The organism is Microvirga sp. TS319 (assembly GCF_041276405.1).
Classification (GTDB): domain Bacteria; phylum Pseudomonadota; class Alphaproteobacteria; order Rhizobiales; family Beijerinckiaceae; genus Microvirga.
In genome coordinates, this window is record NZ_JBGGGT010000002.1 from 41,598 (window position 1) to 54,948 (window position 13,351).

Here is a 13,351-nt window from a genome sequence, read left to right on the forward strand (position 1 = left end):
CTAGGACACAGCTCTCCCGCGCGGTCAACGGTCTCGCGCGAAGGAAGTCGGCTTTGAGAGGGTCCCATGAGCGAGAACAATGCGGTCGAAGGCCTGAGAGAGGTGCGGGAGGCCATTCGCCGCGCCGCCTCGGATTACGAGCGCGACCCCTCGGACATCACCCTGGTGGCCGTGTCCAAGACCTTTCCGTCAGAGGCCATCGAGCCGGTCCTGGCCGCGGGCCAGCGCGTTTTCGGCGAGAACTACGTCCAGGAGGCCAGGGCCAAGTGGCCCGCGCTGCGGCAGCGCTACCCGGATGTGGAGCTTCACGTGATCGGGCCGCTCCAGTCCAACAAGGCGAAGGAAGCGGTGGAGCTCTTCGACGTGATCCACACCCTCGACCGGCCCTCGCTCGCCAAGGAGATCGCCAAGGAGATCGCCAGGCAAGGCAGAAGGCCGCGCCTGCTGGTTCAGGTCAATACGGGCGAGGAGCCGCAGAAGGGCGGGGTGATCCCGGCCGAGGTCGACGCCTTCCTGGAGGCCTGCCGCACCACATACGGCCTGGAGATCGAAGGCCTCATGTGCATTCCCCCGGCGGAGGACCCTCCGTCGCCTCATTTCGCGCTCCTCAGCACCATCGCCAAACGGCACGGCCTGACGGTGCTCTCCATGGGCATGAGCGCCGATTTCGACGAGGCGATCCAGCTCGGCGCGACCCATGTGCGGGTCGGCAGCGCGATCTTCGGAGCCCGCCCGAAGCCCCAGGCGTGAAATGATGTGGAGCGGGAAGGGCGCGTGCCCTTCTGGCCTATCGGCACCGCTCCCGCCTGAGTAGGCTTTCATCGGATCCGACGTGGTTTGACGTGACGCACCAAACAGCCAATCGCCAGCGCATGGCTCCGGTCGAGACGGCCGGGGAAGGCGTATTGCCGCTCGACGGCGTGCTCGCCGGCGACTCGGTCGCGCTCGTCAGGTCCCTCCCGTCGGCGAGCGTGCACCTGATCCTCAGCGATATCCCCTACGGCATCGGGGCGGAGGATTGGGACGTGCTGCACACCAACACCAATTCGGCCTATCTCGGGGCCAGCCCCGCGCAGGCGAAGGCGGGCGCGGTGTTCAAGAAGCGCGGCAAGCCCATCAACGGCTGGTCGGAGGCGGACCGCGCCATTCCGCGCGAATACTACGATTGGTGCCTTACATGGGCGCCGGAATGGCTACGCGTCCTGAAGCCCGGAGGCTCGGCGCTCGTCTTCGCCGGCCGCCGCCTTGCTCATCGCTGCGTCGCCGCGATGGAGGATTCCGGCTTTTCCTACAAGGACATGCTCGCCTGGATGCGAGCCCGCGCGCCCCACCGGGCGCAGCGCCTGAGCGCTGTCTACGAAAGGCGCGGCGACGCGGCGGCGGCACGGACCTGGGATGGGTGGCGCGTCGGCAACCTGCGCCCCACCTTCGAGCCGGTCCTGTGGCTCACCAAGCCCTACCGGATCGGCGCGACGCTGGCCGACAACGCCCTCGTACACGGGGTCGGGGCCTACAATCAGGAGGCGCTCATGAAATATGTCTCCGGTCCCGAGAACGTGCTCGACATGGGCTTCGCCCCGAAGGAGGGCGGCCTGCACCCGACGCAGAAGCCCGTTCGCCTGATGCAGGCCCTGATCGAGCTCACCACGCAGGAGGGCCAGACCGTGCTCGATCCCTTCTGCGGCAGCGGCACGACCCTGGTGGCCGCCAAGGCTCTCAACCGCCGCTTCATCGGCTTCGAGGCCGACGAAACCTATGTCGAGACGGCCAGGAAGCGGCTCAAGGGCGAGGGCTGATGCGCCCCTGTCCCGGGCTCAAGCCGCGCCTGGACCGTTCACCCGGTTCAGAACGGCCCGAGCCATCCGCTCCGCGCTGCCGGGGGCGAATTCGAGATAGAGATAGGGCTCGATGAGCTCGAGCTCCATGAGCATGAAGCCGCTCGGGCGTACGATCCCATCGACGCGGGCATAGACTGGGGCCTCGGGTGCAAGCGCGAGACAGGCTTTCGCGGATTCGATCACGTCCGGGCCGACATCGACCCGTTCGTAGGTGACGCCGAATTGCGAATTGGCGCGCCATTCGCCCTCTTTCAGGACGCGGCGCACGGCATGGGAGAAGCCCCCGTCGATGAACGTGAGAGTCGTCTCCCCGAGAGCCGCCATGTCCGCCTGAAAGTCCTGGAGCAACGCTTCGCCCGAAGGCCCGGAGCCGAGAGAAAGATCGAAGTCCGCCGTCTCGTCGATCTTCTGCACGCCATAGCCGCTCTGGCCCGAAACCGGCTTCAGCACGGCCGTCCGCCAGCCTTGAGTCTTCATCTGTCGCACGATCCCGGCAGTCGTGGCCTCCTGGAGATGGATCGTCGGCGGGACCGCCAGCCCTGCCGCGGCCATCTGCAGCAGATAGGTCTTGCGGAAATTCCAGCGCAGGGTCGCCGGTGGATTGAGCAGCCGCGCGCCCCGCGCTTCGAGCGCATCGATCCACGCCGGGAATGCCGCCGGATCGCCGTGATAGTCCCAGCAGCACAAGGGCAGAACCGCATGGGCTGCGGCGAATGTCGAAAGCGGTGTCGTCCTCCAGGGGCGATAAGCCACGTCCGCGCCCAGGCTCCGCAAGGCATCGAGCAAAGCCGCGATGCTCGGCGTCGGCTGCGGATATTCCGAGCAGGCCGCGATCAGGATCATCGTTCAGCCAACGATCTCGATGCGGGTCTTCGGCCCGATCCGTTCCAGGAGGCGGCGGATCATGCGTGGTTCCACCGCCACGCATCCTTCCGTCGGTCGAAAGCCCTGGCGAGCGAGGTGGAGGAAGATGGCGCTGCCGCGGCCCCTGACGATGGGGCCCCGGTTCCACGCGATGTCGATCACCACGTCGTAGAGATGGTCGTCCCGCCACATTGCCTCATGGCTCGTCGGGCAGGGGAGCGGAACGAGGCGGTTGTAGCGCCGGTCCTGAGAATCGTCGGACCAGCCGTCGTTCGGGCGGATGGGTCGCAGCCTCAGGCCCGTGCGGGGGCGGGGGCCGCGATCGGCCCGGTAAAAGGCCTGCAGCAGGCCAAAGCATCCGACCGGCGAGGCGCCGTCGCCCTCCCGCTTCGCATGGCTCGTTCCCGAGCGCCCGAGGGCGCAGGGCAGGGTGAGATTGCCGGCCTTCAGCCATCCCCGCCGATGATCGAGCGGGGAGCGGCAAACGCGGATGACATCGACACTGGTGCGCTTCATAGCCGTGGAAGGGCAGGGACTGCCCCTTGTTGTCAAGCTGGGAATGACTACTCTAAAGCAACGAGCGTGATCCGAAAGCGAGAAGCTTGGCCGAGACGTTCGGCCTCGACCGTGCCCAAGGTTCCGGCCGGTCGACTGGACGATCATGAGCGAAGACAGGAGCAGGTTCCGGTTCTGCCTCCTGAACTTCGCTCCATTGCTTTGCTGTTCACCAATTGAAGGGTTTGAGATGTCGAATGCCAGCCGCCTCCTCGTCGTGGACGACGATCAGGATCTGCGCGACACCCTGGCCGAGCAGCTGGGGCTCCACGAAGAATTCCAGGTGGCGACCGTGGATACGGCGACGGCCGCCATCGAGGCGGTCAAGGGCGACCGGATCGATCTCGCCATCATGGATGTGGGCCTGCCCGACATGGATGGGCGCGAAGCCGTGAAGGTCATGCGCCAGAACGGCTTCCGCAGCCCCATCATCATGCTCACGGCGCAGGGGTCGGACAGCGATACCGTGATGGGCCTGGAGGCGGGCGCCAACGACTACGTGGTGAAGCCCTTCAAGTTCGCCGTGCTGCTCGCCCGCATCCGCGCGCAGCTGCGCCAGTACGAGGCGAGCGAGGACGCGGTGTTCCAGATCGGCCCCTATACGTTCCGTCCCGGCTCGAAGCTGCTCACCAGCGAGAAGGGCTCGAAGCTCAAGCTGACCGAAAAGGAAACGGCGATCCTGCGCTATCTCTACCGGGCCGGTCAGGCGGTGGTGGGGCGCGATACGCTTCTCACCGAAGTCTGGGGCTACAATTCCAACGTGACGACGCATACCCTGGAGACGCATATCTACCGCCTGCGCCAGAAGATCGAGGCGGACCCGTCCAACGCCCGGATCCTCGTGACTGAGCCGGGCGGCTACAAGCTGATCCCGTAGCAATCCATGGCACTCGACGACGACATCGCGGTTCTCTCCCAGGCTCCCCTGTTCAACCTGCTGGGGCGGGACGCCCTGCGTCTCGTGGCCTTCGCGTCGGAGAACCGGTCCCTCCGCGAGGGCGACGTGCTGTTTCGCAAGGGCGACCATTCGGACGGGGGGTATGTGGTCAGCCGGGGATCGATCGCGCTCGACGCCAGCGACGACGGCTCGCCGGCGGCCTTCGTGGCCGGGCCCGGCTCCCTGATCGGCCAGGCCGCCCTCTTCACCCGCATCATCAGGCCCGCGACCGCCAAGGCTCAGGAAGCCTCCACGGTGATCCGCGTCACTCCGAGCCTCATGCGCCGTGTCCTGGAGGAGTTTCCCGCCGCCGCCGCCGCCATGCACGACGCCATGGCGGCCGAGCTCGACCGGCTGACGGAGGGTCTGGAGGAGGTGCGCCGGAAGCTCATCGCCATCGACCGCGAAGAGAACCCCGCAAAGGCTTCCGACGGCGAGTGAGGGCCTGGAGCGTCAGACGCGAAAGCGGGGGCCAGTTTTGCGTGAAAAGATGCTCGAAATCATAGGCTGACTGCATCGGATGTGGATTCGATGTCACGTCCGATGCTGTAGGTTTCACGCATTCGCCCCGCCATCCCGGGCTACTCTCCCGTCATCCCCGCGGCCTCAGGATGCCAGGCGAAGGAAGCGCCGTGAGGGGGAGCAGGGTCCGCCCGGATCCCGCGAAGGGCAAGCCCGCGTGCCCGCTCTTTGCGTCCTTACGCGGCCTTCACGCCCGACAGGAACGAGCCGACCTCGCGGGTCAGGGTCTCGGAGTGACGGGCCAGCGCCTGCGCCGAACTCAGCACCTGCGAGGCCGCCTGGCCTGTTTCGCCCGCACCCTGGCGGACCTCGTTGATGTTGCCGGTCACCGCCTCGGTACCGCGCGCGGCTTCCTGCACGTTGCGCGAGATTTCCGCCGTCGCCACACCCTGCTCCTCCATGGCGGCCGAGATCGACACGGAGATCTGCGACATCTCGCCGATCGTGCGGGCGATGTCGTGGATCGCCTGCACCGCTTCGGCGGTCGCCTGCTGCACCGCGCCGATCTGGGTCGAGATCTCTTCGGTTGCCTTCGAAGTCTGGGTCGCGAGGTTTTTCACCTCGGAGGCCACGACCGCGAACCCCTTGCCGGCCTCGCCTGCGCGCGCCGCCTCGATGGTGGCGTTGAGCGCCAGCAGGTTGGTCTGGCCCGCAATCGTGCTGATCAGCTGCACCACGTCGCCGATGCGCTCGGCCGAGGCCGCCAGCGCCTGCACGGTCTCGTTGGTGCGCCGGGCATCGGACACCGCCTGCTCGGCGATGCGCGAGGACTGGCCGACCTGAGAGGCGATCTCGCGGATCGAGATCGACAGCTCCTCGGTGGCGGCCGCCACCGTCTGCACATTGGCCGAGGTCTGCTCCGCCGCGGAGGCGACGCTCACCGACTGACTCGTGGTCTGATCGGCCACGGACGTCATCGACTGCGCGGTGGTTTCCATCTCGGTCGCCGCAGCGGAAAGGCTGCCGGTGAGCACGGACACATTGGCCTCGAACTGCCTGGTGAGCTCGTCGAGCATCTGCGCGCGGCGCATCTTCGCGTCCGCCTCGACGGCGGCGGCCTCGTCGGCCCCGCGCTTGGCAATCAGGGCTTCCTTGAAGATCTGCACCGCCCCGGCCATTGCGCCGATCTCGTCGGCGCGGTCGGTATCGGTGACCTGAACGTTCGTGTCGCCCTGGGCCAGGGTTTTCATCGTCGCCGTCATGCGGGTGATCGGGGTGGCCAGGGAACGGGCCGCCCACCAGGCGCCGATCAGGGCCAAGACGAGAAGGCCGGCCGCCACCGCCAGCATCAGATTGCGCGCTTCGATAGCCTGCGCGATCATCGCGTCGGCCGGAACCGAGATGGCCAGGAGCCAGGGTTCCTGGATGCCCGGGAAGGTGACCGGAACGACGGCGCGGTAGACGGTCTCACCGGCGGCATCCTGGACCATCTCGTCGGCGAAATCGTCCTGCGAGGCCTCGGCCTTGGCCTTCAGATCGGCGATGAACGTGTCGTCGGCGGGCTTGCCGAGAAGTCCGGCATTCTGGTGCGCGACCCACAATCCTCCCGCGCCGATGAGGCTCACGGTTCCTTCATCGAAAGGCCTGAGCGCGCCGATCCGCTTGGAGATCGAATCGAGACGCATGTCGGCCGTGACGATGCCGACCGGCACGGTATCGCGGCGGACGACGGCGCTCACAGTCGACAGCAGCACGTCCTCGCCGTCGATCTCGTAATTATAGGCGGGAACGATCTGATCGCGGTTGTCGCGCAGCGGCTTGGTGTACCAGTTCGCGATCGCCTCCGGCTTCCTGGTCAGCTCGATCGGTTCGACCTCAACCTTCCCGTACTTGGACCAGTAGAAATAGGGTGCAAACCGGCCGCTCGAGTCCGAATAGGTGTCGGCCAGATAGATCTTGTCCTGCCGGTCCATGGCATCGGGCTCGAAGGCGAGCGTCATGCCGACGAGGCTGGGCTGGCCCTCCACGGCCCTGGCGAGGATCTCCGCAACCTCGCCGCGCTCCACCTTGTAGTCGTAGACGATGGCTTCCGCGGTCGATCGCGTGATCGTCGCGGCCGAGATGGCCCGGCCGATCTCCGCCTGCACGAGCCCCTTGTACTCGTTGAGCATCGTCTTCGCCGTGTCGATGGCCTCGCTGCGTCCCGAGCTCATCATGATCTGGGTGCCCGCAAGTGTCAGGATCGTGCAGGCCCCTATGAAACCCGCCCCCGCCAGCAGCAGGACGCGGCTTTTGATCGAACGCAGTCTGAGAACCATTCGTGCCCCCGAGGCATGGCGAGTTGAGTCTCCTCGCCTCTACGACGGCTGGCTTGCGTCTGGCTTGCCGGAATGAGGCGTCTTTTGCCTCAGGGTTTCAAAGCTCCAGCTCCACCGTCACCGGCGCGTGGTCGGAAGGGCGCTCCCAGCCGCGGGTGTCGCGGGTTACGTCGATGGAGCGCAGCGAATCCTTCAACCCGTCCGAGAGCCAGATGTGGTCGAGCCTGCGGCCCTTGTCGGCGGCGGCCCAATCGGGAGAGCGGTAGCTCCACCAGGAATAGATCTTTTCAGGCTCCGGGCGGAGATGCCGCATGGCGTCGATCCAGCCCGCCTCCTGGCGCAGCTCCTCCAGGGCCGCCGTTTCGACCGGCGTGTGGCTCACCACGTCGAGGAGCTGCTTATGGCTCCACACGTCATGCTCGAGCGGCGCGATGTTGAGGTCGCCCACCAGGATTGCGGGTCCGGCGGCGGGTTTCGCCTTCGCGCCCCAAGCGCGCATCTCTTTAAGAAAATCGAGCTTGTGGCGGAATTTCTCGTTGAGCTCCGGGTCGGGAATGTCGCCGCCCGCGGGCACGTAGAAATTATGGATCGTGACCCCGGATGCGGCCTTCGCCTGCGGGCTCAAGGTCACGGTGATGTGGCGCGCGTCCTGGCGGTCGCACATTTCCATCACGCTCGTATCCGAAAAGGGATAGCGCGACAGGATGGCGACGCCGTTATAGCCCTTCTGGCCCATATGGACCACGAACGGATAGCCGAAGGATTGCAACTCCTTGAGGGGCAGCTTGTCGTTGGGACACTTGGTCTCCTGGAGGCACAGGATGTCGGGACGCCGGTCCTTCAGGAAGCGGGCGACCTGGTCGATGCGCAGGCGAACGGAATTGATGTTCCAGGTGGAGACGGTGAGTTTCACGGAAAACAGCCCCTCGATAGACCGTCCCGGGCTACGACAGATTTTCGCCTGAGGGAAGGGTGTAAGGCCGTCGCCGCAATGGAATTGCCGGAAGTCGCGGCTGCAAGGGGCGGATTGCCGGACAGGGCTATTTGTTGTCGCCCCGGATTTCTTCGTACTGGATCCGGAACATGTCCTGGTCGATGCGCCGGCCCTTCTGGACCTGGTTGAGCACCACCACCGTCTGGAAGCCTTGCGCATCCAGGATGCGCCATTGATTGAGGTTCTGCACGTCCGGGTCGAAGAAGAGCGTGATCCGCGACGTGCCGCCCAGCGTGCTGGAATCTTCGAGATTGATGCGGACCGTGTTGGGTTCGCTCGATATGCCGGTGATCTTGATATCCTGCCCGAGATTGACCCGCTCGCGCAAAAGGAACTTCAGAGGTGTCTGCGAGATCGAATAGAGGTCTTGCGTGGCGAGGTTGCGGTCGCGCACGGCCACGGAGCGACCGTCGGCGATCACCTGGAGGGTCGCCGGAGGATCATATTCGAAGCGCACCTTGCCGGGACGCTGGAGATAGAGCGTGCCGCCCGTCCGTCGCCCGTCCCCGCCCACCTGGGTGAAATCGGCGACCAGCGTGTTGAGATTGGTGAAATAGGCGTTCGCCCGATCGACGATCACGCTGTTCGGCAGGGGCTGGCCGTCTCCGACCGGCCCCATCGACGCCATGACCACGGGCTTGGGGGCAATATCGACCGGCTTCGCTTCCGAGGCATGAGGGGCTTCCGCCAAAGCCGGTCGGGCAGGGGGCAGCGGCGGGGATAGGGGTGCGGTGGCCGCGAGAACCTGCTCGGCATTGACCGGTCGGGAGGCGGGCTGCGTCACCTCGGCCGCATCCGCAGGAGCGGCCGACGCCTGATGGAAGAACGAGGTCGGAAGCGATGGCGCCGAGGCCGCGAAGCCCTCGGCGATCGGATGCTCGGGCGGCAGGATCATGTCCATGGGCAGCACCTGGGCGGCGGCCGGCAGCGGGCCCGCGAGCGCGGACACCACGGTCACCAGACCGGCAATGCTGACAGGGCGCATGGAAACCATCCTTTCGGAACCAGTATGACGGCAGCCGCGCTTTTTCCAAAGCGCTGAGGCAAAGCGCAGTGGAATGACGCGGAGCTGCGGTTAAGGTTCCGGCCTATGCGCTAGAGCATCGGACCCAAAAGTGGAATCCACTTTGGGATCAATTCGATGCTCCCTTCTTGAAAAGAGCGCATCATTCTTGCGAAAAACCGGGGCCACTTTTTGCTGGCGCGGCCCGCCGGGTCCGCACGATGCGCTAATCGTCTCCTCCGTGCGGACTTTCAAGCAGGATTTCGCGTTTTCCGGCGTGATTGGCGGGCCCGACGATGCCTTCCTGCTCCATGCGCTCCATGAGCGATGCGGCGCGGTTGTAGCCGATCTGCAGCCGGCGCTGGATGTAGCTCGTCGACGCCTTCTTGTCGCGCAGGACCACCGCCACGGCCTGATCGTAGAGGTCTCCGCTGGGCGAACCGAACTCGCCCTGGTCGAAGACGGCCGTATCGCTGCCGGCTCCTCCCTCGTCGTCCTCGGCGGTGACCGCCTCCAGATATTGCGGGCGGCCCTGACGCTTCAGATGCGCCACCACATGCTCGACCTCCTCGTCGGAGCAGAAGGGGCCGTGGACGCGGGTGATGCGACCGCCGCCGGCCATGTAGAGCATGTCGCCCTGGCCCAGGAGCTGTTCGGCGCCCATTTCCCCCAAGATCGTGCGGCTGTCGATCTTGGACGTGACCTGGAACGAGATGCGGGTCGGGAAGTTCGCCTTGATCGTGCCGGTGATCACGTCGACCGAGGGGCGCTGGGTCGCCAGGATCACGTGGATGCCGGCGGCGCGCGCCATCTGGGCCAGGCGCTGGATCGCGCCTTCGATCTCCTTGCCGGCCACCATCATCAGGTCGGCCATCTCGTCCACGATCACCACGATGTAGGGCAAGGGATCGAGATCCATCACCTCGTCCTCGTAGATCGCCTCGCCCGTCTCGCGGTCGAAGCCGGTCTGCACCGTGCGGGTGATGGTTTCTCCGCGCGCCTTGGCTTCACTCACGCGGGCGTTGAAGCCGTCGATGTTGCGCACCCCGAGCTTCGACATCTTGCGATAGCGGTCCTCCATCTCGCGCACCGCCCATTTGAGCGCCACCACCGCCTTCTTCGGGTCGGTCACCACGGGGGTGAGCAGGTGCGGAATGCCGTCATAGACGGACAATTCGAGCATCTTCGGATCGACCATGATCAGGCGGCACTCGGCCGGGGTGAGCCGGTAGACGAGAGACAGGATCATGGTGTTGATCGCCACCGACTTGCCCGAGCCGGTCGTGCCGGCCACCAGCAGATGCGGCATGCGGGCGAGGTCCGCGATCACCGGCTCGCCCCCGATCGTCTTGCCGAGGCACAGGGCGAGCTTCTGCTTGGAGGTCTCGAAATCCTGGGAGGCGAGGAGCTCGCGCAGGTACACGGTCTCGCGTTTGTGGTTGGGCAGCTCGATTCCGATCGCGTTGCGGCCCTGGACCACGGCTACGCGGGCCGAGACCGCGCTCATGGAGCGGGCGATGTCGTCGGCAAGCGAGATCACCCGCGAGGACTTCGTGCCGGGAGCAGGCTCGAGCTCGTAGAGAGTCACGACGGGACCGGGGCTCACCTTCGTGATCGCGCCGCGCACGCCGAAATCCTCCAGCGTGCTCTCGAGCAGATTGGCGTTCTGCTCCAGCGCCTCCGCGGAGATCAGGGGAACGGCCGATTTCTTCGGCTCGGCGAGCAGGTTCAACTGCGGCAACTGGTACTTGTCGCCGTCCAGCGTCGAAGGCTGCGCTTCACGCGCCATGCGCTTGCCGGGCCTCGGCGCGGCGGGCGCGGGCGCGACCCGGGCCGAGACCGGCTCCGGCCGCATGGCGGCGCGGGGCACCGCCTGCACCATCGGCTCGTCCTCATAGGCTTCACCCTCATCGTCGTCGTAGGCCGGCGCAGCGACTGTCCGCGCCGGGCGGGCCTGGGGAGCGTCGAGCACCGGCTCGCGGCGCATGCCGCCGGTCCGGCCGGACCGGCGCGGCTGCGGGGCGGTTTCGATCTCCCCGTCGTCCTCGGGGGAATGGCGTCCCTCGCGCCAGCGCTGCGCGCTCGCGCGAAGGCTCATGAGGCCGTGAGCGAGCGCGCCCAGGGACACGATGCCCCAGCCGGGCTCGTCGTGACCGGCATCCTCGGCCTCGTCCGGATCGGCGATCTGGCGGCGTCTCATCGGGCGGGGCGCCTCATCCTCCTCGGGCTCCTCGTAGGAGCGCTCCTCGGTGGGGCTCAGGCCGCAGGCGGCGGTGAGGCTCAGGATGGCGATGCCGGCGCACAGGAAGCCCAGCACGGCGCTGGCCGAGCCGCTGGAGAGGCCCGTCACGGCCTTGGCGCCGGTGAGAACCGCGTCGCCGGCCACGCCCCCGAGACCCGTCGGCAGGGGCCAGCGGTCGGTAGCCGGCATGGCGCTGGCGAGCGCCGTCGCGGCGCCGGTGCCGATCACCCAGAGGGCGAAGCGCAGTTGCAGGCGGCCGAGTTCGCCCGATTTCATGAGCCGCCAGCCCCAGAGCGCGAGGGGCAGGAGGGCCGCGATGGCACCCAGCCCCAGGAGCTGCATCAGCAGGTCGGCCACGATGGCGCCGGGCCAGCCCAGCATATTGTGCACGGGAATATCCGTGGCGTTGTTGAGGCTCGGATCGTCCACCGACCAGGTGGCGAGCGCCACCGCAATCGCGCCTGCGACCGCGATCAGGCACAGGCCCGTCAGCTCCTGCGTCCGCCGGGCGAGGAACGTGCGCAAGCCGCTGAAGAGGCCGTCATAGGCGGAAGAGGAGGAACGGCGTGCCGTACGCATCAAACCACTCTGGAAACCATGTCAATCGAGGCTGTCTTGCCCGGACTGTATGGGGTGCGGGTTAAGGGTCCATTAACCCTGAGCGGCCGGGAAGGGGCCGCCTTTCCTCCGGGCCGGCAATGGCGGGCCTTTTGCGCTGTTGACGGATCGGGCCGGACGGACCAGTGTCCCGCCATGATGCGCAAGGTCTCCATCACCGGCTGGAAGCGCGCCGTTCTGACGGCGCTGATGGCCTATGCCCTGCTGCTGCAGACCCTGCTCGCCTCCGTTGGCGCTGCCGCCCATGCGGCCGAGTTCGCAGGGCCGCAGGGCGTGCTCTGCCTTACGGGCAGTCCCTCCCGGCCCGACCACGCCCCGGCCAAGGCCCATGACGGGCTGTGCTGCACCTTAAGCTGCCACGGCAAGGGGTCCGCCGGCCCTGCGCCCGAATTCGTGTCGGTCGAGCGCTTGTCCACCGTCACGCCCGACCGGCGCGCCCCGGGCCCGTCCCCGGCCGCCCGCCATTTCTCGAACGTCCTTCCGGTCGGATCGCGCGCGCCGCCGTTCCTCGGCTGATTGTCCTCATCGCCGATCAACCGAACTCTGGAACAGGAATCCGACCTATGTCGCCGTTTTACCCGCGCGGTGCGCTCGCCGCCGCCCTCTTCGCCGTTTCCACGCCCGCCTTCGCCCATGTCTCGTTCGAGACGGCCCAGGCCACGCCCAACTCGACCTACAAGGCGGTCCTGCGCATCCCCCATGGCTGCGACGGCAAGCCGACCCTGAAGGTGCGCGTGCGCATTCCCGAGGGCGTCGTGGCCGTCAAACCCATGCCGAAGGCCGGCTGGAAGCTGGAGATCGCCAAAGGTGCCTATGTGCGCGCCTATCAGGTCAATGGCGAAACCGTCTCGGAAGGCGTGACCGACATCGTCTGGACGGGCTCGCTCGACGACGCTTTCTATGACGAGTTCGTCTTCCAGGCGCGCTTTACCGACGCCTATCAGCCGGGCGCGGTCGTCTATTTCCCCGTGGTGCAGGAATGCGAGAAGAGCACCGAGGAATGGGTGCAGGTTCCCGCCGCCGGGGAGGATCCCCACGGGCTCGCGGCGCCCGCGCCGGGCGTGAAGATCGTGGCGGCCGCGAATGCCTCGCCGGTGGCCCAGAAGGTCGGCACGCTCACCATCGACCAGCCCTGGTCGCGCGCGACGCCGGGCGGCGCGAAGGTCGGAGGCGGCTATGTGCGGATCACCAATACCGGGCCGGAGGCGGACCGCCTGACCGGCGGCACCTTCCCGGGCGCTTCGCGGGTCGAGGTGCACGAGATGAGCATGGACGGCGACGTCATGCGCATGAAGCCGATCCAGGGCGGGCTCGAGATCAAGCCGGGCGCCACGGTCGAACTGAAGCCCGGCGGCAACCACCTCATGTTCATGGACCTGAAGGAGCCTCTGAAGGAAGGCCAGACCGTGAAGGGCACGCTCACCTTCGAGAAGGCCGGCAAGGTGGAGGTCGAATACGCCGTCCGCGGCATGGGCGGCGAAGTGCCGGGCGCCGGCGAGCACAAGCATTGAGGAGGCGAC

Annotated in this window: 12 protein-coding genes; 6 read left to right on the forward strand and 6 right to left on the reverse strand. The window is 66.9% G+C overall.

Translation table 11 applies throughout. The features are described from left to right. The first annotated feature begins 66 nt into the window (after nucleotides 1–66). On the forward strand, nucleotides 67–750 hold the full coding sequence (locus AB8841_RS09620) for a YggS family pyridoxal phosphate-dependent enzyme (protein ID WP_370435635.1): 684 nt from the start codon (nucleotides 67–69) through the stop codon (nucleotides 748–750). A gap of 92 nt (nucleotides 751–842) precedes the next feature. Continuing rightward, nucleotides 843–1,796, forward strand: coding sequence for a site-specific DNA-methyltransferase (locus tag AB8841_RS09625; protein ID WP_370435636.1), 954 nt, complete (start codon nucleotides 843–845; stop codon nucleotides 1,794–1,796). An 18-nt stretch (nucleotides 1,797–1,814) separates the two neighbouring features. Here AB8841_RS09625 and AB8841_RS09630 read toward each other — a convergent pair whose 3' ends face one another. Together AB8841_RS09630 and AB8841_RS09635 are read right to left on the reverse strand one after the other, a co-directional pair. Continuing rightward, a complete protein-coding gene (locus AB8841_RS09630; protein ID WP_370435637.1) occupies nucleotides 1,815–2,681 on the reverse strand; it encodes a RimK family alpha-L-glutamate ligase in 867 nt (288 codons plus the stop codon). Between the two features lie 3 nt (nucleotides 2,682–2,684). Beyond that, nucleotides 2,685–3,218, reverse strand: coding sequence for a L,D-transpeptidase (locus tag AB8841_RS09635; RefSeq protein ID WP_370435638.1), 534 nt, complete (start codon nucleotides 3,216–3,218; stop codon nucleotides 2,685–2,687). Nucleotides 3,219–3,447: 229 nt separating this feature from the next. Between AB8841_RS09635 and AB8841_RS09640 the strand changes: the two genes are divergently transcribed. Both AB8841_RS09640 and AB8841_RS09645 read left to right on the forward strand, forming a co-directional pair. Continuing rightward, on the forward strand, nucleotides 3,448–4,134 hold the full coding sequence (locus tag AB8841_RS09640; RefSeq protein WP_370435639.1) for a response regulator transcription factor: 687 nt from the start codon (nucleotides 3,448–3,450) through the stop codon (nucleotides 4,132–4,134). Nucleotides 4,135–4,140: 6 nt separating this feature from the next. After that, the gene (locus AB8841_RS09645; RefSeq protein WP_370435640.1) at nucleotides 4,141–4,635 is read left to right on the forward strand and encodes a cyclic nucleotide-binding domain-containing protein; all 495 of its coding nucleotides are present in this window, start codon (nucleotides 4,141–4,143) and stop codon (nucleotides 4,633–4,635) included. Between the two features lie 257 nt (nucleotides 4,636–4,892). Here the strand turns inward: AB8841_RS09645 and AB8841_RS09650 are convergent, their stop codons facing one another. The 4 genes from AB8841_RS09650 to AB8841_RS09665 form a co-directional block, all read right to left on the reverse strand. Next, on the reverse strand, nucleotides 4,893–6,974 hold the full coding sequence (locus tag AB8841_RS09650; protein WP_370435641.1) for a methyl-accepting chemotaxis protein: 2,082 nt from the start codon (nucleotides 6,972–6,974) through the stop codon (nucleotides 4,893–4,895). A gap of 97 nt (nucleotides 6,975–7,071) precedes the next feature. After that, the gene (gene xth, locus AB8841_RS09655) at nucleotides 7,072–7,887 is read right to left on the reverse strand and encodes an exodeoxyribonuclease III (RefSeq protein ID WP_370435642.1); all 816 of its coding nucleotides are present in this window, start codon (nucleotides 7,885–7,887) and stop codon (nucleotides 7,072–7,074) included. 127 nt (nucleotides 7,888–8,014) lie between these two features. Then, nucleotides 8,015–8,953 carry an outer-membrane lipoprotein carrier protein LolA gene (locus tag AB8841_RS09660; protein ID WP_370435643.1) on the reverse strand — a complete coding sequence of 313 codons (939 nt, stop codon included), beginning with the start codon at nucleotides 8,951–8,953 and terminating at the stop codon, nucleotides 8,015–8,017. A 244-nt stretch (nucleotides 8,954–9,197) separates the two neighbouring features. Beyond that, nucleotides 9,198–11,792 (reverse strand): DNA translocase FtsK 4TM domain-containing protein, encoded by a 2,595-nt coding sequence (locus AB8841_RS09665; protein WP_370435644.1) that lies wholly within the window; start codon nucleotides 11,790–11,792, stop codon nucleotides 9,198–9,200. A gap of 174 nt (nucleotides 11,793–11,966) precedes the next feature. Between AB8841_RS09665 and AB8841_RS09670 the strand changes: the two genes are divergently transcribed. Then, the gene (locus AB8841_RS09670; protein ID WP_370435645.1) at nucleotides 11,967–12,347 is read left to right on the forward strand and encodes a hypothetical protein; all 381 of its coding nucleotides are present in this window, start codon (nucleotides 11,967–11,969) and stop codon (nucleotides 12,345–12,347) included. 47 nt (nucleotides 12,348–12,394) lie between these two features. Further along, entirely contained in the window at nucleotides 12,395–13,342 is a 948-nt protein-coding gene (locus AB8841_RS09675) for a DUF1775 domain-containing protein (protein WP_370435646.1), read from the forward strand. Nucleotides 13,343–13,351 lie beyond the last annotated feature (9 nt).

Bases quoted from the DNA above. Each gene is read 5' to 3' on its own strand.
- AB8841_RS09620 (WP_370435635.1), top strand. From the start codon at position 67: ATGAGCGAGAACAATGCGGTCGAAGGCCTGAGAGAGGTGCGGGAGGCC.
- AB8841_RS09630 (WP_370435637.1), bottom strand. From the start codon at position 2,681: ATGATCCTGATCGCGGCCTGCTCGGAATATCCGCAGCCGACGCCGAGC.
- AB8841_RS09635 (WP_370435638.1), bottom strand. From the start codon at position 3,218: ATGAAGCGCACCAGTGTCGATGTCATCCGCGTTTGCCGCTCCCCGCTC.
- AB8841_RS09640 (WP_370435639.1), top strand. From the start codon at position 3,448: ATGTCGAATGCCAGCCGCCTCCTCGTCGTGGACGACGATCAGGATCTG.
- AB8841_RS09645 (WP_370435640.1), top strand. From the start codon at position 4,141: ATGGCACTCGACGACGACATCGCGGTTCTCTCCCAGGCTCCCCTGTTC.
- AB8841_RS09650 (WP_370435641.1), bottom strand. From the start codon at position 6,974: ATGGTTCTCAGACTGCGTTCGATCAAAAGCCGCGTCCTGCTGCTGGCG.
- AB8841_RS09660 (WP_370435643.1), bottom strand. From the start codon at position 8,953: ATGCGCCCTGTCAGCATTGCCGGTCTGGTGACCGTGGTGTCCGCGCTC.
- AB8841_RS09665 (WP_370435644.1), bottom strand. From the start codon at position 11,792: ATGCGTACGGCACGCCGTTCCTCCTCTTCCGCCTATGACGGCCTCTTC.
- AB8841_RS09670 (WP_370435645.1), top strand. From the start codon at position 11,967: ATGATGCGCAAGGTCTCCATCACCGGCTGGAAGCGCGCCGTTCTGACG.
- AB8841_RS09675 (WP_370435646.1), top strand. From the start codon at position 12,395: ATGTCGCCGTTTTACCCGCGCGGTGCGCTCGCCGCCGCCCTCTTCGCC.